The organism is Raoultella sp. (assembly GCF_039594335.1).
GTDB lineage: Bacteria > Pseudomonadota > Gammaproteobacteria > Enterobacterales > Enterobacteriaceae > Klebsiella.
The window spans coordinates 14673-34808 of record NZ_JBCNNS010000018.1; the positions used below are offsets into that span (position 1 = coordinate 14673).

Here is a 20136-nt window from a genome sequence, read left to right on the forward strand (position 1 = left end):
AATGTTGAGAGTTATTGTAATGCGCGTAGCAGCGCATCGTTGTCGGCGCTATCGGCTACCTGGATATCCTGCCAGCCCAATTCACGGGCCTGCTTGGCCAGGCGTTCACTGACAACTAAAATGCGACAGCGAAGGAGCCACCGTTCGCGATACCATTGGGGTATCAGCGCCCAAAGCTGTTGCAGCATCTCGCCGCTGGTAACGACCAGCGTCGTGACGCCGCGGGACAGCCAGCGCATTGCTTCTTCTGCGCCATCGTAATGCTTCGCACTACGTTGATAGCATTCACAAAAAGTAACGTCGGCGCCGCGCTCGCGGAGCGTTTCGCCTAATAATTCCCGCCCGCCGTTACCGCGAAGAAGAAGGGCTTTCTTCCCGGCAATGTTTTGTAATTCAGGTAATTGTAGCAACACTTCGCTAATTTCCCGATCTAATGGATAGCGAATATTTTGTCCACTGACCGTATGCAGCGCCAGCGCCGTCGTGCGGCCAATCGCAAAATAGCCGGGTGCTTTCGGCCAGCGTTGGCCTAGTTGATGTAAGCGAGCATGGGCAAACTCTACCGCATGTTGCGAGAGTACAAACAAAAGATCGCCTGCGGATAAGGCAGCCAGCTGGCCGCTTAGCGCAGGCAGTTCGCGTCCGGGCGTAAACTCAATGAGTGGAAAACTCCAGGCCACATGTCCCAGCGCGCGCAGGCGGCTGACCAGTTCTTCACTTTGGGGCAACGGACGGGTGACCAGGATGCTCATCGGGGGGGATCTCCTGCATAAACTGCGGTGAGAATGTCGCGGGCGCCGTTATCCAGCAGCTCTTCCGCTAGCGAGACGCCGAGATGCTCGGCATTTTCCGGTTGACCGCGTCGTTCACCGCGTACCAGCTGCGAACCGTCCGGTGCGCCCACCAGCGCGCGCAACCACAGCTCACCATTGATCAGCTCAGCGTAGCTGCCGATCGGAACCTGACAGCCACCTTCCAGCCGGGTATTCATCGCCCGTTCCGCGCGCACGCGGATGGCGGTTTCCGTATGATTCAACGGGGCTAACAGCGTTTGCGTCCATTGATCATCAAGGCGACATTCAATGCCGACCGCGCCCTGACCGACCGCGGGCAGCGACTGCTCTGGCGTTAACGGTTGACGAATGCGCGACTCTAATCCCAGGCGTTTCAGCCCGGCGGCCGCAAGGATAATCGCGTCATATTCGCCGCTATCGAGCTTGCCGAGGCGGGTCCCCACGTTACCGCGCAGAGAGCGGATCTGCAGGTCGGGCCGTTGCGCTGCCAGCTGGCACTGGCGGCGTAAACTTGAAGTGCCAACGATACTGCCGTGCGGCAGCGCATCGATTGACGCATAGTGATTAGAGACGAAGGCATCGCGCGGATCTTCACGCTCGCAAATTGTGACCAGCCCCAGTCCCTCGGGAAACTCGACGGGAACATCTTTCATGGAATGCACGGCGATATCCGCACGCCCTTCCATAATAGCCAGTTCTAATTCTTTAACAAACAAACCCTTGCCGCCCACTTTCGCCAGCGGAGTATCAAGGAGCACGTCGCCGCGAGTGACCATCGGCACCAGTTCCACCGCCAGTCCAGGATGGCAGGACTCAAGGCGCTCTTTCACATAATGCGCCTGCCATAGCGCAAGTGGGCTTTGCCGTGTGGCAATTCTCAAAACTTTGTCTAACATGCTTGTTACCGTCATTGTCGACCACAAACTATCCTAACATTGTTGCCTTATGGATGTTAGTTTTGTGGGATTAGGAAGGCGGCTCTTCTTTATTTGCGTTTGGTGCCATTGCGGTTGCCACAAGCGTAGTGAGGAATTTACACGCGGTAAACGGTGCTACAATTGTAAGTAGCGCATCTTCCTTTACGGTCAATGAGCAAGGTGTTAGATTGATCACGTTTTAAACCATTTGTCCGTCATCAGCTCATCACAACCACACCGACGACAAATGGTGACGGTTTTTGTTGAAATACTGAAATCCTCCGTACTATTGTACGACGGGTTTTTGAACATCAGGCGATATGTCTTGTACCTCTATATTGAGACACTGAAACAGAGACTGGATGCCATCAACCAACTGCGCGTGGATCGCGCGCTTGCTGCCATGGGACCCGCTTTCCAGCAGGTTTACAGTCTACTGCCGACATTACTACATTATCATCACCCGCTGATGCCGGGTTACCTTGACGGTAACGTTCCCCGCGGCATCTGCCTCTACACGCCTGATGAAACCCAACGCCACTACCTTGATGAGTTAGAACTGCACCGCGGCATGCTGGCGCAGGAGCCGCCGAAAGGCGAACTGCCGATTACCGGCGTCTACTCGATGGGCAGTACCTCCTCCGTTGGCCAAAGCTGCTCTTCCGACCTGGATATCTGGGTTTGTCATCAGGCATGGCTTGATACCGAAGAGCGCCAGTTGCTGCAGCGAAAATGTAGCCTGTTGGAAAGCTGGGCGGCATCGCTGGGCGTTGAAGTCAGCTTCTTCCTGATCGACGAAAACCGCTTCCGCCATAACGAAAGTGGCAGCCTCGGCGGTGAAGACTGCGGGTCAACCCAGCATATTTTACTGCTCGATGAGTTCTACCGTACCGCCGTGCGCCTCGCCGGAAAACGCATTCTGTGGAATATGGTGCCGTGCGACGAAGAGGATCATTACGACGATTACGTAATGGGACTCTACGCGCAAGGCGTACTGACGCCAAACGAGTGGCTCGATCTGGGCGGTCTGAGCTCGCTGTCGGCGGAAGAGTACTTCGGTGCCAGCTTGTGGCAGCTCTATAAAAGTATCGATTCGCCGTATAAAGCGGTCCTGAAAACGCTGCTGCTGGAAGCCTACTCCTGGGAATACCCGAACAACCGCCTGTTGGCGAAAGACATTAAACAGCGTCTGCACGACGGAGAAATCGTCTCGTTTGGGCTCGATCCTTACTGCATGATGCTGGAGCGCGTGACTGCCTATCTGCAGGCCATCGAAGACGACACTCGCCTCGATCTGGTGCGTCGCTGTTTCTATCTGAAAGTGTGCGAAAAACTCAGCCGCGAGCGCGCCTGCGTGGGCTGGCGTCGTGAAGTGGTGAGCCACCTGGTGAAAGAGTGGGGCTGGGATGAAAAGCGTCTGATGATGCTGGACAACCGGGCTAACTGGAAGATTGACGAAGTGCGCAAAGCGCACAATGAACTGCTGGATGCGATGATGCAAAGCTATCGCAACCTGATTCGCTTTGCGCGGCGTAACAACCTGAGCGTGTCAGCCAGTCCGCAGGATATTGGCGTACTAACCCGTAAGCTGTATGCGGCGTTTGAAGCGCTGCCGGGCAAAGTGACGCTGGTGAACCCGCAAATCTCTCCGGACCTCTCCGAGCCGAATCTGACCTTTATCCACGTGCCTCCTGGCCGTGCCAACCGTACCGGTTGGTATGTGTACAACCGCGCCCCGGATATGGAATCGATCATCAGCCATCAGCCGCTGGAATATAACCGTTATCTTAATAAGCTGGTGGCCTGGGCCTGGTTTAACGGCCTGTTGACGTCACGTACTCGCCTGTTTATTAAGGGCAACGGCATCGTCGATCTCGCGAAGCTTCAGGAGATGGTCGCCGATGTTTCGCACCATTTCCCGCTGCGACTGCCGTCGCCAACGCCCAAAGCGCTGTATAGCCCCTGTGAAATCCGCCACCTGGCGATTATCGTCAATCTCGAATATGACCCGACGGCGGCGTTCCGTAATCAGGTCGTGCATTTTGACTTCCGTAAACTGGATGTCTTTAGCTTCGGCGAAGAGCAGAAGTGCTTAATCGGCAGCGTCGATCTGCTGTACCGTAACTCGTGGAACGAAGTACGAACCCTGCACTTTAACGGCGAGCAGGCGATGATCGAAGCGCTAAAAACGATTCTGGGTAAAATGCATCAGGATGCGGCGCCGCCGGATAGCGTTGAAGTGTTCTGCTACAGTCAGCACCTGCGCGGTCTCATCCGCACCCGCGTTCAGCAGATGGTGTCCGAGTGCATTGAGCTGCGCCTTTCCAGTACCCGTCAGGATACCGGGCGCTTTAAGGCATTGCGGGTTTCCGGGCAGACCTGGGGACTGTTCTTCGAACGCCTTAACGTATCGGTGCAGAAGCTGGAAAACGCCATTGAATTCTATGGTGCCATCTCGCATAACAAACTGCACGGTCTGTCGGTTCAGGTGGAAACCAACCACGTTAAGCTGCCGCCCGTCGTGGACGGATTTGCCAGCGAAGGGATCATTCAGTTCTTCTTTGAAGAGGCGGATAACGAGAGTGGATTTAATATCTATATTCTCGACGAGAGCAATCGCGCAGAGGTTTATCATCACTGTGAAGGCAGTAGAGAGGAGCTGGTGCGTGACGTGAGCCGCTTCTACTCTTCATCCCACGATCGTTTCACCTACGGTTCCAGTTTTATCAACTTCAACCTGCCGCAGTTTTATCAGATCGTCGACGTCGACGGTCGACCTCAGGTGATTCCGTTCCGCAGCCAGGCGATCGGGGCGGCTGCCGCGCCGGTGAGCCAGGATGCCGCTGTGTCGCCGATGCTACAGCAGCACTATTCCTGATCGACATGTCTGAGTCATCCTTTCCCCGGCGAGGTTGTGTTTTCGCCGGGGCTTTGCTTTCCCGCTTATGATGAAAACGCTGGCTTAGCGAAAACTCACCGCTTCGCCGGCCTGATGGGTCGCCGCCTGCTCCAGCAGATCCCAGAAGGTTTCACCGCTGCGGTCGCACACCCACTCATCACCTTTAAGATCAAAATGGTAGCCGCCTTGCTTTGTCGCCAGCCACACCTGATGCAGCGGTTCCTGACGGTTGATAATAATTTTGCTGCCGTTCTCAAAACTGAGGGTCAGCACGCCGCCGTTGATCTCACAGTCGATATCGCTATCGCCGTCCCGCTCATCCAGACGCTCTTCGATGGTCATCCACAGGCTGTCAGCCAGGCGATGGAATTCACTGTCGTTCATGGTTCTACCCTGCTTTTTTGAAGATGGCGGCAGTATAGCGCGAAACAAAAGCGCGCGCAGTCGGATGCTAAACGCTTGCTTTTACGTCTTCTCCTGCGATGATAGAAAGCAGAAAGAGTGAATCACGGGCAACTATCAATGAAAAACGTTTTTCCAACGCTTGCCGTTTTATTGGCGATCTTCAGCCTGACCGGCTGTGGTCTGAAGGGGCCGCTTTATTTCCCTCCGGCAGAAAAGACGACAGTTCCGCCGACCAAACCGGTCAATAGCGGTATCCAGAGCTCGGCGCCAGATCGTAACGATCGCGGCGATAGCGGCGGCCCGTCCCAGGTAAACTATTAACGATAACGTTCTGTTCCGCGCAACTGGAGTAGATGATGCAGTTCTCTAAAATGCATGGCCTTGGCAACGACTTCATGGTCGTTGACGCGGTAACGCAGAATGTTTTTTTCTCACCAGAACTGATTCGCCGCCTGGCGGATCGGCATCTGGGCGTCGGTTTCGATCAACTGCTGGTTGTTGAACCGCCTTACGATCCGGAACTGGATTTCCATTATCGTATCTTCAACGCCGACGGCAGCGAGGTGTCGCAGTGCGGCAACGGCGCGCGCTGCTTTGCCCGATTTGTCCGCTTGAAAGGCCTGACCAATAAATGTGACATCCGCGTGAGCACGGCGAACGGTCGTATGATATTAAGCGTGACGGAAGACGATCTGGTGCGCGTCAACATGGGGGAGCCCAACTTCGAGCCCTCTCAGGTCCCCTTCCGCGCCAACAAAGCGGAAAAGACCTATATTATGCGCGCCGCCGAGCAGACAGTATTGTGCGGCGTGGTCTCGATGGGGAACCCGCACTGCGTCATTCAGGTCGATAATGTCGAAACCGCTGCGGTGGAAACGCTCGGCCCGGTGATGGAAAGCCACGAGCGCTTCCCGGAGCGCGCCAACATCGGTTTTATGCAGGTGGTCGAGCGCGATCGCATTCGTCTGCGTGTTTATGAGCGCGGCGCAGGTGAAACTCAGGCCTGCGGCAGCGGCGCCTGTGCGGCGGTGGCGGTTGGTATCCAACAAGGACTGCTGGCCGAACAAGTACGCGTGGAATTGCCAGGCGGGCGTCTTGATATCGCCTGGAAAGGCCCGGGCCAACCGTTGTTTATGACTGGCCCGGCGGCACATGTCTACGACGGATTTATTCACTTATGAAACAAGTCGGGGAAGAACAGCAGGAAATCACCGGCGCGTTGAACGACCGCGCAGTGGTGGACTATCTGTTGCAACATCCTGAATTTTTTATTCGTAATGCCGCGTTGGTTGAGCATATGCGCGTACCGCATCCGGTACGCGGCTCGATCTCGCTGGTGGAATGGCACATGGTGCGGGCACGTAACCATATCAACGTGCTGGAAGAGAACATGATGCTGCTGATGGAGCAGGCAACGGCCAATGAGAGCCTGTTCCAGCGTCTGCTGCATCTGCAGACGCGGCTGGCAGCGGCGGAAAGCCTTGACGAGATGCTGAACCGTTTTCATCGCTGGGCACGTGAGATAGGGCTGGCGGGCGCGACGGTACGGCTGTTTCCCGATAGCTGGCGGCTGGGCGCACCTTCAAAATTCACCCATCTGGCGCTAAGCAGGCAGGCATTTGAGCCTGTCCGCATTCAGCGACTTGGGCAGTCTCGTCATTATCTTGGGCCGTTGCACGGCCCTGAACTGCTGGTGGTACTGCCGGAAGCGAAAGCTATCGGTTCGGTGGCGATGTCGCTGCTGGGCGGTGATGACGCCCCTGGTGTGATGATCTTCAGCAGCCGCGATGCCCAGCATTATCAACAAGGCCAGGGAACGCAGCTGCTGCAGGAAATTGCGTTAATGCTACCGGGTCTGTTGGAGCGTTGGGTTGAACGCGCATGACCGATTCTCCCTTATTCCCCGCCGTTGACCGCTTTCTACACTATCTGGGTGTAGAGCGTCAGCTGAGCCCAATCACGCTACTGAACTACCGGCGTCAGTTGGATGCGCTGATGGTGCTCGCCGAACAGGCGGGGCTCAAAAGCTGGCAGCAGTGCGATGCCGCTCAGGTTCGTGGCCTGGCGGTTCGTAGCCGCAAACAGGGCCTGGGGCCGGCAAGCCTTGCGCTGCGGCTTTCCGCGTTGCGCAGTTTCTTTGACTGGCTGGTGGCGCAGGGCGAGCTGGCGGCGAACCCGGCGAAAGGCATCTCCGCTCCGAAAATTCCCCGTCACTTACCTAAAAATATCGATGTCGATGACGTCAACCGGCTGCTGGATATCGATCTTAACGATCCGCTGGCGGTGCGCGACCGGGCGATGCTGGAGGTGATGTACGGCGCGGGTCTGCGTCTCTCCGAGCTGGTCAATCTTGATATTAAACACCTCGATCTGGAATCCGGGGAGGTGTGGGTGATGGGCAAAGGCAGCAAAGAACGCCGCCTGCCGATTGGGCGCAGCGCGGTGGCGTGGATCGAACACTGGCTCGATTTACGCGGTCTTTTTGGCACGGATGATGATGCGCTGTTTTTATCTAAACTGGGGAAACGTATTTCCGCGCGTAATGTGCAGAAGCGCTTTGCCGAATGGGGTATTAAGCAGGGGTTGAACAGCCACGTGCATCCGCATAAGCTGCGCCACTCCTTTGCCACCCATATGCTGGAGTCGAGCGGCGATCTGCGCGGCGTACAGGAGCTGCTGGGCCATGCCAATCTCTCGACGACTCAAATCTATACCCATCTTGATTTTCAACACCTTGCCTCGGTGTATGATGCGGCGCATCCGCGCGCCAAACGGGGGAAATAATGCGCTTTTACCGACCGCTGGGCCAAATTTCTGCACTGACGTTTGATCTGGACGATACCCTTTACGACAACCGTCCGGTCATCGACCGGACGCTGCAGGAGTCGCTGGCCTTTGTGCGCAGCTACCATCCGTCACTGAGCCGGTTTGATGCCCAGGAGCTGCAACAGTTGCGTCAGACGCTGCTTGAGACCGAACCGGAGATTTACCACGACGTGACCGAATGGCGGCGACGCGCGCTGGTGCTGGGGATGACGAATGCCGGGCTTTCTGCCGGGCAGGCTGCCGAGGGCGCGGATGCGGCAATGGCGAATTTTGCCCACTGGCGGAGTCTGATCGAGGTGCCGCAGGAAACTCACGATACGCTGACCGCGCTGGCGGAGAAATGGCCGCTGGTGGCGGTGACCAACGGTAACGCGCAACCGGAACTCTTTGGTTTGAGCGATTATTTCCGTTTTGTTCTGCGTGCCGGTCCGGACGGGCGATCGAAACCCTTTGCCGATATGTATCATCTGGCGGCGGAGCGTCTTGGTTTGCCGTTGGGACAGATACTTCACGTGGGGGATGATCTGACCACCGATGTGGCGGGCGCTATTCGCTGCGGCATGCAGGCCTGCTGGATCAAACCGCAGGGGGCCGATCTGATGCGCGCAACCGACAGCCGCCTGCTGCCGCACATTGAAATTTCACGGTTGGCATCTCTGACCTCGCTGATATAATCACCACTAGTTCTGTATATATTAACAGTATGCCCGGTAGACGATGTGTTGCCGGGCAGCTCATTTCCGGCGGTGCCAATGGACGTTTCTTACCTGCTCGACAGCCTCAATGATAAACAGCGTGAAGCCGTAGCTGCTTCGCGCACCAATATGCTGGTTCTGGCGGGAGCGGGCAGCGGTAAGACGCGCGTTCTGGTACACCGTATTGCCTGGCTGCTGAGCGTGGAAAATTGCTCGCCGTATTCGATTATGGCGGTGACCTTTACCAACAAAGCGGCGGCGGAGATGCGCCATCGTATTGGCCAACTGATGGGGACAACCCAGGGCGGTATGTGGGTCGGGACATTCCACGGGCTGGCACATCGTCTGCTGCGAGCCCATCATCTCGATGCTAACCTGCCGCAAGATTTTCAAATCCTCGATAGCGAAGACCAACTGCGTCTGCTGAAGCGTCTGATTAAGGCGATGAACCTCGACGAGAAGCAGTGGCCGCCGCGTCAGGCGATGTGGTACATCAATAGCCAGAAAGATGAAGGGCTGCGCCCGCACCATATTCAGAGCTACGGCAACCCGGTGGAACAGACCTGGCAGAAAGTTTATCAGGCCTATCAGGAAGCCTGCGATCGCGCCGGTCTGGTGGACTTTGCCGAATTGCTGCTGCGTGCGCACGAGTTGTGGCTCAACAAGCCGCATATTCTCCAGCATTATCGCGAACGCTTCACCAACATCCTCGTGGATGAGTTTCAGGATACCAATAACATCCAGTATGCCTGGATTCGCCTGCTGGCGGGCGAGAGCGGCAAGGTGATGATTGTGGGGGATGATGACCAGTCGATCTACGGCTGGCGCGGCGCCCAGGTTGAGAATATTCAGCGTTTTCTCACCGATTTCCCCGGCGCGCAGACCATCCGCCTGGAGCAGAACTACCGTTCGACCAGCAATATCCTGAGCGCCGCCAACGCTCTGATTGAAAACAACAGCGGGCGTTTGGGCAAAAAACTGTGGACCGACGGCGCCGACGGCGAACCTATCTCCCTCTATTGCGCGTTTAACGATCTTGATGAGGCGCGCTTTGTCGTCAATCGCATTAAAACCTGGCAGGAGAACGGCGGGGCGCTGGAGCAATGCGCTATTCTCTACCGCAGCAACGCCCAGTCGCGCGTGCTGGAAGAGGCGCTGTTGCAGGCCAGCATGCCGTATCGTATCTATGGCGGCATGCGCTTCTTCGAACGCCAGGAGATCAAAGATGCGCTCTCCTATCTGCGTCTGATCGCCAACCGTAACGACGATGCGGCGTTTGAGCGTGTGGTGAATACCCCGACGCGCGGCATCGGCGATCGCACGCTGGACGTGGTGCGTCAGACCTCGCGCGACCGTCAGCTAACGCTGTGGCAGGCTTGCCGCGAACTGTTAAAAGATAAAGTCCTCGCCGGGCGCGCCGCCAGCGCGCTGCAACGCTTTATGGAGTTGGTTGACGCCCTGGCGCAGGAAACGGCGGATATGCCACTGCACGTGCAGACCGACCGGGTGATTAACGACTCCGGCCTGCGGACGATGTACGAGCAGGAAAAGGGCGAGAAAGGCCAGACACGGATAGAAAACTTAGAGGAGCTGGTGACGGCAACGCGCCAGTTCAGCTACAACGACGAAGATGAAGATTTAATGCCGCTACAGGCCTTCCTCTCCCATGCCGCGCTGGAAGCGGGTGAAGGGCAGGCGGACACCTGGCAGGATGCGGTGCAACTGATGACTCTGCACTCGGCGAAAGGTCTGGAGTTCCCGCAGGTGTTTATCGTTGGCGTGGAAGAGGGGATGTTCCCGAGCCAGATGGCGCTGGATGAAGGTGGCCGGCTGGAGGAGGAGCGTCGTCTGGCTTACGTCGGCGTGACACGAGCGATGCAAAAACTGACGCTCACCTATGCGGAAACCCGCCGTCTGTACGGTAAAGAGGTTTATCATCGTCCGTCGCGCTTTATCGGCGAGCTGCCGGAAGCCTGTGTAGAAGAGGTACGCCTGCGCGCGACGGTGAGCCGTCCGGTCAGCCATCAGCGGATGGGGACGCCAATGGCGGAAAACGATACCGGCTACAAACTGGGGCAGCGCGTACGCCATCCGAAGTTTGGCGAAGGCACTATCGTGAATCTGGAAGGCAGCGGCGAGCATAGCCGTTTGCAGGTTGCCTTCCAGGGGCAGGGTATTAAATGGTTAGTGGCGGCCTATGCCCGGCTGGAAACAGTGTAACAGTAAGAAAAGTATCGTTTTTTTGTAATAATCTGCTAGCCTTATATGCTAAAAGGCAGGATTTGCTCTTTAGCGTTTCGTTGCGTGTTGACGCCGTTTTTGTGCTGGCGTAACATGCGCGCACGATTACGCTAAGAGGACATTCGCCTTGGACACACCCAGTAGACGCTGGCTCAATTTCCTGTCCGTCAGGAACAACTCCTAAGGCTATCCTCTTATGCTGCTGATAGCCTTAGCGGTTGTCAGCGACCCGTCATACCCGTCGCTCTGAGTCAGGCTTAATGGTCTGAAACCCAAATTGTTTCTGTGTGCCCACCGAACCGTCCGATAATTTTTTTGCATTGGGAGTCCCGGTCATGCTGAGCGCATTTCAACTGGAAAATAATCGTTTAACACGCCTGGAAGCTGATGAGATCAAACATCTCGCCAGTTCGGTGTGGGTCGATTTGGTCGAGCCCGACGATGACGAACGAAGCCGCGTGCAGACGGAATTGGGTCAGAACCTGGCAACGCGCCCGGAACTGGAAGATATCGAAGCATCGGCGCGTTTCTTCGAAGACGAAGACGGTTTACACATTCACTCTTTTTTCTTTTTTGAAGATGCAGAGGATCACGCCGGTAACTCCACCGTGGCATTTACGATTCGTGAAGGGCGCCTGTTTACCCTGCGTGAACGTGAATTGCCGGCATTTCGCCTGTATCGCATGCGCGTTCGCAATCAGTTAATGGTTGATGGCAACGCCTATGAACTGCTGCTGGATCTGTTCGAAACCAAAATTGAACAGCTGGCGGATGAAATCGAAAATATCTACAGCGACCTGGAAAAACTCAGCCGCGTGATCATGGAAGGTCGTCAGGGCGATGAGTACGATGACGCGCTCTCAACGCTTGCCGAGCAGGAAGATATCGGCTGGAAGGTCCGTCTGTGTCTGATGGATACCCAGCGCGCGCTGAACTTCCTCGTGCGTAAGGCTCGCCTGCCGGCAGGCCAGCTGGAGCAGGCACGCGAGATCCTGCGAGATATCGAATCCCTGCTGCCGCACAACGAATCGCTGTTCCAGAAGGTCAACTTCCTGATGCAGGCGGCGATGGGCTTTATCAACATCGAGCAGAACCGTATCATCAAGATCTTCTCGGTGGTTTCCGTGGTCTTCCTGCCGCCTACACTGGTGGCTTCCAGCTATGGGATGAACTTTGAGTTTATGCCGGAGCTGCACTGGAGCTTTGGTTATCCCGGCGCGATTGTCTTTATGATGCTCGCGGGTCTGGCGCCGTATCTCTACTTCAAGCGTAAAAACTGGCTGTAAAAAGGTCTTTTTGACCTGAGCAAATCCTTTTTAGCATTTCCGCCGGGTGGCGGCTGACGCCTTGCCCGGCCTACAGAATGTTACCCTGTCATCCCGGTACACATTATCGCCAGGCCGGTGTAAGCGAAGCACCGCCGGGCAATTCCAGCAGCGCTCACCTGGTCAGTAACCTGGAATGTGCTTCGGTTTTTCGTTATGTCCTGCTCGTTCTGCGCATTGTGTAAACCGCATCCATCACGAAAATTGCCAGTGCCACCCAGATAAAGCCAAAGGTCACCATCTTATCGGCCCCCGGTACCTCTCCGTAAAAGACGACCGCCAGCAGAAACATCAGCGTCGGGCCGATATACTGGAAGAATCCTAGCGTGGAGAGGCGCAGGCGGGTGGCTGCCCCGGTAAAGCACAGCAGGGGAATCGTGGTGACAATGCCTGCCGCCATCAGCAACAGGTTCAGCGACCACGAATTCTGTCCCATATGGCTGGTTGGGCTATCGGCGATGGCAAACAGGTATACGGCGGCGACCGGCAGAAGCCACAGAGTTTCGACTAACATCCCGGTTTGCGCGTCGACGGCGATTTTTTTACGCAGCAGCCCGTAAAAGGCAAAGCTGAAGGCCAGCCCAAGGCCGATAACCGGCAGCGAACCAAAGGTCCACAGCTGTACCAGCACGCCACACGCTGCCAGCAACACCGCCACCCACTGCATCCGTCGAAAACGCTCGCCGAGGAAAATCATCCCCAGCACAATATTCACCAGCGGGTTAATGAAGTAGCCGAGACTGGCCTCCAGCATATGGTGGTTATTCACCGCCCAGATGAAGAGTAGCCAGTTGCCGCCAATCAGCACAGCCGACAGTGCCAGCAGGAGAATTTTACGCGGCATATGCAGCAGTTTTTTCACCTGCCCCCACTGGTGGCTAAGGCTGATTAGCGCCAGCATAAAAAAGAATGACCAGATCACACGATGGGTCAGGATTTCATCGGCGGGAACATAGTAGATAAGTTTGAAGTAGGCAGGTGCGATGCCCCAGATAAAATAGGCGGCAAGAGCCAGCATAATCCCTGTCCGCGTTTGTTTTGCATCCATCGGTAGAATCCGTTACGCCAAAACAACGATATTACTTTATTTACCGCGATCAACCCACCATATACGTCGCCGTGGCGCTGGCGATATAGACCTGATCTTCGTTATGTAATTCCACGCGGGCGACGGCAACCTTATTCCCGGCACGTAACAGGCTGCTGGTGGCGGTAAAGTGCTCGCCGCGCCCTGGGCGCAGATAATCAACGCGCAGATCGATGGTTCCCATCCGCGACAGACGCTGGCGTAACTCTTCTTCATTAATCGTGTCATGCCGGGTCAGCGTACTACCTACGCACACCAGCCCTGCGGCCACATCCAGCGCGGAGGCGATGACCCCACCATGCAGAATACTTTGCGCCCAGTTGCCAACCATCATAGGCTGGTTTTTAAAGCTGAGCTGAGCAAACTCTTTTTCGTAACGCTCCAGCTTCAGACCTAAGGCACGATTAAAAGGCATGTGGTAGACAAAGATTTCTCCCACCAGCTTAAGGGCGGCTTCGGCTGTGAGTTCAGACATGACGATTGTATCCATTCGTTAATGAAATGTTGATTTTATGCTTCTAAAACGCTGATTTCCACTTTCAGAACGGATAAGCGGGCGGAGAGCCCGTAAACAGGTAGAATGAATGCCGGGTAAAACAGAAATAATAATCACTCATTCAGGAGAACAGTAATGCGTATCTCTTTGGCCTGGTTGCTAGCGCTGAGCGCGCTTCCGGCTGGCGTTTTGGCACAGGATGCGCCGGTTAGTCATCCCGTTCATGATACCCCTGCGGTACGCGGTAGTATCATCGCTAACCTGTTGCAGGACCATGACAATCCTTTCTTGCTGTATCCCTACGAGAGCAACTACCTGCTCTATACATGGAGTAGCGATATCAACAAGGAAGCGATCTCCAGCTATGACTGGGCGGAAAATGCCCGCAAGGACGAAGTGAAATTCCAGCTCAGCCTGGCGTTTCCGCTGTGGCGAGGGATCCTCGGCGAGAACTCGCTGCTCGGGGCTTCCTATACGCAGAAGTCCTGGTGGCAGCTCTCCAACAGCAAAGAGTCCGCGCCGTTTCGTGAAACCAACTATGAACCGCAGCTGTTTTTGGGATTTGCTACGGATTATCAGCTTGCCGGCTGGACGTTGCGTGATGTCGAAATGGGTTATAACCACGACTCTAACGGCCGCTCCGATCCTACTTCCCGCAGCTGGAACCGCCTGTATGCCCGCCTGATGGCGCAAAATGGCAACTGGCTGGTGGAAGTGAAGCCCTGGTATGTCATCGGCAGCATCAACGATAACCCGGATATCACTAAATATATGGGGTATTACCGCCTTAAGATCGGTTATCAACTTGGTGAAGCTATCCTGAGCGCCCAGGGGCAATATAACTGGAACAGCGGTTATGGTGGTGCAGAGCTCGGCATCAGCTATCCGATCACCCGCCACGTGCGTTTCTACACTCAGCTCTACAGCGGTTATGGCGAGTCGCTCATTGACTATAACTTTAACCAGACCCGGGTTGGTGTCGGTGTGACGCTCAACGATCTGTTTTAATCGTTGCACTCTGGCTCACTGGCGCTGAAAATAGCGCCTGTTTTCTTTTCAGGCAGACGGGGTCAACGTGGCGCAGGCGGAAGTATTGAATCAAACATTGCTGGCAAAGCAGGTTTTACAGGAAACCTTCGGCTACCAGCAGTTTCGCCCAGGCCAGGAAACCATTATCGACACGGCGCTGGGCGGTCGCGATTGCCTGGTCGTCATGCCTACCGGTGGTGGTAAATCGCTGTGCTACCAGGTGCCCGCGCTGGTGCTTGGTGGCCTGACGGTGGTGGTATCGCCGCTGATCTCGTTGATGAAAGATCAGGTTGACCAGCTGCTGGCCAACGGCGTGGCCGCTGGCTGTCTTAACTCGACCCAGAGCCGCGAGCAGCAGCAGGAGGTCATGGCCGGCTGTCGCAGTGGGCAGATTCGTCTACTGTATATCGCCCCCGAGCGCTTGATGCTGGATAATTTCCTTGAGCATCTCAGCTACTGGAACCTGGCAATGGTGGCGGTGGATGAAGCGCACTGTATTTCCCAGTGGGGGCATGATTTCCGCCCGGAATATGCCGCCCTGGGCCAACTGCGCCAGCGCATGCCGCAGATTCCGTTTATGGCGTTAACCGCCACCGCTGATGACACCACCCGCCGCGATATCGTTCGTCTGCTGGGGCTGAACGACCCGCTGATTCAGGTCAGCAGCTTCGACCGCCCGAACATCCGCTACATGCTGATGGAGAAGTTTAAACCGCTCGATCAGCTGATGCGCTACGTGCAGGACCAGCGCGGCAAATCGGGCATTATCTACTGCAACAGCCGTTCGAAAGTGGAAGATACCGCCGCGCGTTTGCAAAGCCGCGGAATCAGCGCGGCGGCCTACCATGCCGGGCTGGAGAATGACGTTCGTGCGGATGTGCAGGAGAAATTTCAGCGCGACGATCTGCAAATCGTGGTGGCCACGGTCGCTTTTGGTATGGGGATCAATAAACCCAACGTCCGCTTTGTGGTGCACTTCGATATTCCCCGTAATATTGAATCCTACTATCAGGAAACCGGTCGCGCCGGGCGCGATGGCCTGCCGGCGGAAGCGATGCTGTTTTACGATCCGGCCGATATGGCGTGGCTGCGTCGCTGTCTGGAGGAGAAGCCCGCCGGGCCACTGCAGGATATTGAACGCCACAAGCTGAATGCGATGGGTGCGTTTGCCGAAGCGCAAACCTGTCGCCGTCTGGTGCTGCTCAACTATTTTGGCGAAGGTCGCCAGGAAGCGTGCGGCAACTGCGATATCTGCCTCGACCCGCCAAAACAGTACGATGGATTAATGGACGCGCGTAAGGCGCTCTCGACCATTTACCGCGTGAACCAACGCTTCGGTATGGGTTACGTGGTGGAGGTCCTGCGCGGGGCGAATAATCAGCGTATTCGCGAGATGGCACATGACAAGCTGCCAGTGTACGGCATTGGCCGGGAACAGAGTCATGAACACTGGGTGAGCGTGATTCGTCAGCTGATTCATCTTGGCCTGGTCACGCAAAATATCGCCCAGCATTCGGCGCTGCAACTGACCGAAGCCGCGCGTCCGGTGTTGCGAGGCGAAGTCCCGCTGCAACTCGCCGTGCCACGTATCGTGGCGCTGAAGCCGAAGGCGATGCAAAAATCCTTCGGCGGCAATTATGACCGCAAGCTGTTCGCCAAGCTGCGCAAATTGCGTAAAGCGATTGCCGATGAGGAAAATATCCCGCCATACGTCGTATTTAACGACGCGACGCTGATCGAAATGGCGGAGCAGTCGCCGATGACCGCCGGTGAGATGCTGAGCATAAACGGCGTCGGTACGCGAAAACTGGAGCGTTTCGGGAAAGAGTTTATGGCGCTGATCCGCGCGCATATTGATGGTGAAGATGAGTAGTCAGCCGAGCGAAAAAGTGTCAGGATAGTTTCGGGCTTCACTATATTCCTGCGATCAAAATTGCCGATAGATTAGGGTTCAATCATGCTGATGCTTTTCCTCACCGTTGCGCTGGTGCATATCATTGCGCTGATGAGTCCAGGTCCGGACTTTTTCTTTGTTTCTCAGACCGCGGTAAGTCGTTCTCGTAAAGAGGCAATGATGGGCGTGCTGGGGATTACCTGTGGCGTGATGATCTGGGCGGGGGTCGCGCTGCTTGGCCTACACCTGATTATCGAAAAAATGGCCTGGCTGCACACCATTATTATGGTCGGCGGCGGCTTGTACCTGTGCTGGATGGGCTATCAGATGTTGCGCGGCGCGCTGCAGAAAAACGATGCGCCGACGCCGGAGCCGCAGGTCGCGTTGGCCCGCAGCGGCCGTAGCTTCCTGAAAGGACTGCTGACCAACCTCGCCAACCCTAAGGCGATTATCTATTTTGGTTCCGTCTTCTCACTGTTTGTCGGTGATAACGTTGGCACGGGCGAGCGCTGGGGGATTTTCCTGCTGATTGTTCTGGAAACGCTGGCCTGGTTTACCGTCGTGGCCAGCCTGTTCGCCTTACCGGCCATGCGTCGTGGTTACCAGCGATTGGCAAAATGGATTGACGGCATTGCCGGCACGTTGTTTGCCGGCTTCGGCATTCATCTGATCATTTCGCGCTAAGCGCAGATTTTCCCGGTTTGCTTAAGGTTAACCGGGCCTCTCTCGTCAGGCATGGCGCGCGGAAGCCAACAGCGCGCCCACCAGCATAAACAACGATCCGAAGACTTTATTCAACGCCTTCATCTGTTTCGGTCCCTTAATCCATGTCGCAATACGCTGCGCCAGCGTCGCGTAGCCAATCATCACGATGATATCCACCGCGATAGTGGTGACGCCGAGAACCAAATACTGCATGATCTGCGGCTGATGCGGCACGATAAACTGCGGGAACAGGGCCGCGAGGAAGACAATGCTTTTCGGGTTGGTCATGTTGACGAAAACCGCGCGCTGGAACAGTTTTCCCCGCGTTTGCGCTTTTGCCAGGGTATTGAGATTGAGCGATCCCGCCGCCCGCCACTGCTGAATGCCCAGCCAGATAAGATAAGCCGCCCCGGCCCACTTCAGCACTTCGAAGGCCAGTACCGAGCGGGAAAACAGCGTTCCCAGGCCGATACCAACGAGGACGATATGAATTGCTAGCCCGGTTTGTAATCCGGCAATTGAAGCGGCCGCGCCACGGTAGCCGTGGTTGATCGAGGTCGTCATGGTATTAATGGCCCCTGAACCCGGCGACAGGCTGAGGATAATGGATGTCAGCAGATAGGCGAACCACCACTCGAACGTCATAGAAACTCCCTGATTGTCTGTTTTTATGCCACAATACGCTATTGTGTAAGCATTGTGTGATACGCAATAAAAAAATGATTTTCAGTGGTTAACAGGGGTGTAAGCCCGATGTTTCGGCAGCAAAAGGATTGGGATACGCGAGAAAACGCGTTTGCGGCTTTTACGATGGGGCCACTTACCGATTTCTGGCATCAGCGGGAAGAAGCGGAATTCAGGGGCGTAGACGATGTCCCGGTCCGTTTTGTTCGCTTTTGCGCCCAGGATAACGATCGGGTCGTGGTCATCTGTCCGGGGCGTATTGAAAGCTACGTGAAATACGTCGAGCTGGCTTACGATCTTTTCCACAGCGGTTTCGATGTGATGATTATCGACCACCGCGGCCAGGGGCGTTCCGGGCGAATATTGAACGACAGCCATCGCGGCCACGTGGTGCGCTTTAGCGATTATGTCGACGATCTCGCCGCGCTCTGGCAGCAGGAAGTCGCTCCTGGACATTGGCGAAAACGATTTATCCTCGCGCATTCGATGGGGGGCGCCATTGCGACGCTGTTTTTGCAGCGTCACCAGCAGCATTGCGATGCCATTGCGCTGTGTGCGCCCATGTTCGGGATTGTCATGCGTTTCCCGGACTGGATGGTGCGCCATATTCTCGATTGGGCTGAGGGCCATCAGCGCATTCGTGAAGAGTATGCGCTGGGGACCGGTCGCTGGCGGGCGCTGCCTTTTTCGGTCAATGTGCTGACACACAGTCGCCAACGCTATCGCCGTAATCTGCGCTTCTATGCCGATGAACCGCAACTGCGTGTCGGCGGGCCAACCTACCACTGGGTGCGTGAGGGGATCCTCGCAGGCGAAGAAGCGCTGGCGGGCGTAGAGAAAGACATCACCCCCACCTTGTTATTGCAGGCAGAAGAAGAACGTGTGGTCGATAACCGCATGCACGAACGTTACTGCGAGCTCCGTGCCGCGGCAGGCCGGCCCTGTGAAGGTAATAAGCCGCTTGTCATCGAAGGGGCATACCATGAGATCCTTTTTGAAAAGGACGCTATGCGCTCAGTCGCGCTGAATGCCATCGTCGATTTTTTCGGTCGACATAATTAGAGCCTGTCCCAGTAGGTGTAAATTGTTGCAGCCAGTCTGGACACGGACAGCGCGGAACAACCGGAACGTACAGATAGTACGTGAGGATTGTGAGCACTCCCCGGATCCGAAATGGCAAATAAAAAAGCCTGATCGGACAGGCTCTTAATCCGGCGAAACGCTCGTCGCCCTGCTTAGAGGTTAAAATTTTTATGTACCAGGTTGTTGCATCTGACTTAGATGGCACGCTGCTTTCTCCCGATCACTACTTAACTCCCTACGCAAAAGAGACGCTGCAGCTGCTGACTGCGCGCGGGATCAATTTTGTCTTCGCTACCGGACGCCATTACATCGATGTCGGCCAGATTCGCGATAATCTCGGCATTCAATCCTACATGATCACCTCCAACGGCGCGCGCGTACACGACAGCGAGGGAAAACAGATCTTTGCGCATAACCTTGACCGCGATATCGCGGCCGATCTATTTGAAATGATGCGTAATGACCCGAAAGTCGTGACCAACGTCTACCGCGAAGACGAGTGGTATATGAACCGCCATCGCCCGGAAGAGATGCGTTTTTTCAAAGAAGCCGTGTTCAACTATAAACTCTACGAAGCGGGAGAGCTTGATCCGGACGGGATCAGCAAAGTATTTTTCACCTGTGAAGATCATGAGCATCTGCTGCCGCTGGAGCAGGCGATCAACGCCCGCTGGGGCGATCGCGTGAACGTCAGCTTCTCCACGTTGACCTGCCTGGAAGTGATGGCCGGAGGGGTGTCAAAGGGGCATGCGCTGGAAGCGGTCGCCAAAATGCTGGGCTATCGCCTGAAAGACTGCATCGCTTTTGGCGATGGCATGAACGACGCAGAAATGCTGTCGATGGCGGGTAAAGGCTGCATTATGCAGAATGCTCACCAGCGGCTGAAAGACCTGCATCCGGAGCTGGAAGTGATCGGCAGCAACGCTGGTGATGCGGTGCCGCATTATTTGCGGAAGCTCTATCTCGCCTGATAAAGACTGACGACTGTTTTTTTATTGTTCAGTTGTCAACCTGACTCTTCGCTACAATGAGTCCACTTCTTACTGGGAGACATTC

The 20136-nt window shown here is 55.7% G+C and carries 20 protein-coding genes; 14 read left to right on the forward strand and 6 right to left on the reverse strand.

Annotation, left to right across the window (positions count from 1 at the left end):
* Positions 1-11: 11 nt before the first annotated feature.
* Positions 12-752, reverse strand: coding sequence for a uroporphyrinogen-III synthase (gene hemD / locus ACZAHD_RS04845; protein WP_462455763.1), 741 nt, complete (start codon positions 750-752; stop codon positions 12-14).
* Positions 749-1690: a hydroxymethylbilane synthase gene (gene hemC / locus ACZAHD_RS04850; protein WP_462455764.1), complete on the reverse strand. Its 942-nt coding sequence runs from the start codon at positions 1688-1690 to the stop codon at positions 749-751. The genes hemD and hemC overlap by 4 nt, the downstream gene beginning before the upstream one ends.
* 346 nt (positions 1691-2036) lie before the next feature.
* On the opposite strand from hemC, the gene cyaA reads away from it, so the two are divergent.
* A complete protein-coding gene (gene cyaA / locus ACZAHD_RS04855) occupies positions 2037-4589 on the forward strand; it encodes a class I adenylate cyclase (protein ID WP_462455765.1) in 2553 nt (850 codons plus the stop codon).
* A gap of 84 nt (positions 4590-4673) precedes the next feature.
* Here the strand turns inward: cyaA and cyaY are convergent, their stop codons facing one another.
* The gene (cyaY, locus tag ACZAHD_RS04860) at positions 4674-4994 is read right to left on the reverse strand and encodes an iron donor protein CyaY (protein ID WP_462455766.1); all 321 of its coding nucleotides are present in this window, start codon (positions 4992-4994) and stop codon (positions 4674-4676) included.
* A 138-nt stretch (positions 4995-5132) separates the two neighbouring features.
* On the opposite strand from cyaY, the gene lptM reads away from it, so the two are divergent.
* The 8 genes from lptM to corA all read left to right on the forward strand — a co-directional run bounded on the left by lptM (position 5133) and on the right by corA (position 12063).
* The gene (lptM, locus tag ACZAHD_RS04865) at positions 5133-5336 is read left to right on the forward strand and encodes an LPS translocon maturation chaperone LptM (protein ID WP_462455767.1); all 204 of its coding nucleotides are present in this window, start codon (positions 5133-5135) and stop codon (positions 5334-5336) included.
* A gap of 35 nt (positions 5337-5371) precedes the next feature.
* The gene (gene dapF / locus ACZAHD_RS04870) at positions 5372-6196 is read left to right on the forward strand and encodes a diaminopimelate epimerase (RefSeq protein WP_462455795.1); all 825 of its coding nucleotides are present in this window, start codon (positions 5372-5374) and stop codon (positions 6194-6196) included.
* A complete protein-coding gene (locus ACZAHD_RS04875) occupies positions 6193-6900 on the forward strand; it encodes a DUF484 domain-containing protein (RefSeq protein ID WP_462455768.1) in 708 nt (235 codons plus the stop codon). Before dapF ends, ACZAHD_RS04875 begins: the two co-directional genes overlap by 4 nt.
* Positions 6897-7799 carry a tyrosine recombinase XerC gene (gene xerC, locus ACZAHD_RS04880; protein ID WP_462455769.1) on the forward strand — a complete coding sequence of 301 codons (903 nt, stop codon included), beginning with the start codon at positions 6897-6899 and terminating at the stop codon, positions 7797-7799. The genes ACZAHD_RS04875 and xerC overlap by 4 nt, the downstream gene beginning before the upstream one ends.
* On the forward strand, positions 7799-8515 hold the full coding sequence (yigB, locus tag ACZAHD_RS04885) for a 5-amino-6-(5-phospho-D-ribitylamino)uracil phosphatase YigB (RefSeq protein WP_462455770.1): 717 nt from the start codon (positions 7799-7801) through the stop codon (positions 8513-8515). Before xerC ends, yigB begins: the two co-directional genes overlap by 1 nt.
* 78 nt (positions 8516-8593) lie before the next feature.
* Positions 8594-10756, forward strand: coding sequence for a DNA helicase II (uvrD, locus tag ACZAHD_RS04890; RefSeq protein WP_462455771.1), 2163 nt, complete (start codon positions 8594-8596; stop codon positions 10754-10756).
* A gap of 148 nt (positions 10757-10904) precedes the next feature.
* Positions 10905-10961: a YsgD/CorL family protein gene (gene ysgD, locus ACZAHD_RS04895; protein WP_407081267.1), complete on the forward strand. Its 57-nt coding sequence runs from the start codon at positions 10905-10907 to the stop codon at positions 10959-10961.
* 151 nt (positions 10962-11112) lie between these two features.
* Positions 11113-12063, forward strand: coding sequence for a magnesium/cobalt transporter CorA (gene corA / locus ACZAHD_RS04900; RefSeq protein ID WP_123758105.1), 951 nt, complete (start codon positions 11113-11115; stop codon positions 12061-12063).
* A gap of 193 nt (positions 12064-12256) precedes the next feature.
* On the opposite strand, the gene rarD is transcribed toward corA, so the two are convergent.
* Together rarD and yigI are read right to left on the reverse strand one after the other, a co-directional pair.
* Entirely contained in the window at positions 12257-13150 is an 894-nt protein-coding gene (gene rarD, locus ACZAHD_RS04905; RefSeq protein ID WP_462455772.1) for an EamA family transporter RarD, read from the reverse strand.
* A gap of 49 nt (positions 13151-13199) precedes the next feature.
* Complete coding sequence (yigI, locus tag ACZAHD_RS04910) at positions 13200-13664, reverse strand: acyl-CoA thioesterase YigI (protein ID WP_100685961.1); 465 nt, start codon at positions 13662-13664, stop codon at positions 13200-13202.
* Positions 13665-13820: 156 nt separating this feature from the next.
* Between yigI and pldA the strand changes: the two genes are divergently transcribed.
* From pldA to rhtC, 3 genes are all read left to right on the forward strand, one after another.
* The gene (gene pldA / locus ACZAHD_RS04915; RefSeq protein WP_462455773.1) at positions 13821-14693 is read left to right on the forward strand and encodes a phospholipase A; all 873 of its coding nucleotides are present in this window, start codon (positions 13821-13823) and stop codon (positions 14691-14693) included.
* Between the two features lie 67 nt (positions 14694-14760).
* Positions 14761-16587 (forward strand): ATP-dependent DNA helicase RecQ, encoded by a 1827-nt coding sequence (recQ, locus tag ACZAHD_RS04920; RefSeq protein WP_462455774.1) that lies wholly within the window; start codon positions 14761-14763, stop codon positions 16585-16587.
* A gap of 84 nt (positions 16588-16671) precedes the next feature.
* Positions 16672-17292, forward strand: coding sequence for a threonine export protein RhtC (gene rhtC, locus ACZAHD_RS04925; RefSeq protein WP_462455775.1), 621 nt, complete (start codon positions 16672-16674; stop codon positions 17290-17292).
* 45 nt (positions 17293-17337) lie between these two features.
* On the opposite strand, the gene rhtB is transcribed toward rhtC, so the two are convergent.
* Complete coding sequence (gene rhtB, locus ACZAHD_RS04930; RefSeq protein WP_462455776.1) at positions 17338-17958, reverse strand: homoserine/homoserine lactone efflux protein; 621 nt, start codon at positions 17956-17958, stop codon at positions 17338-17340.
* Between the two features lie 108 nt (positions 17959-18066).
* Here rhtB and pldB point away from each other — a divergent pair, with 108 nt between their 5' ends.
* Positions 18067-19059, forward strand: coding sequence for a lysophospholipase L2 (gene pldB / locus ACZAHD_RS04935; RefSeq protein ID WP_462455777.1), 993 nt, complete (start codon positions 18067-18069; stop codon positions 19057-19059).
* Between the two features lie 191 nt (positions 19060-19250).
* Positions 19251-20051: a sugar/pyridoxal phosphate phosphatase YigL gene (gene yigL, locus ACZAHD_RS04940; RefSeq protein WP_462455778.1), complete on the forward strand. Its 801-nt coding sequence runs from the start codon at positions 19251-19253 to the stop codon at positions 20049-20051.
* Positions 20052-20136 lie beyond the last annotated feature (85 nt).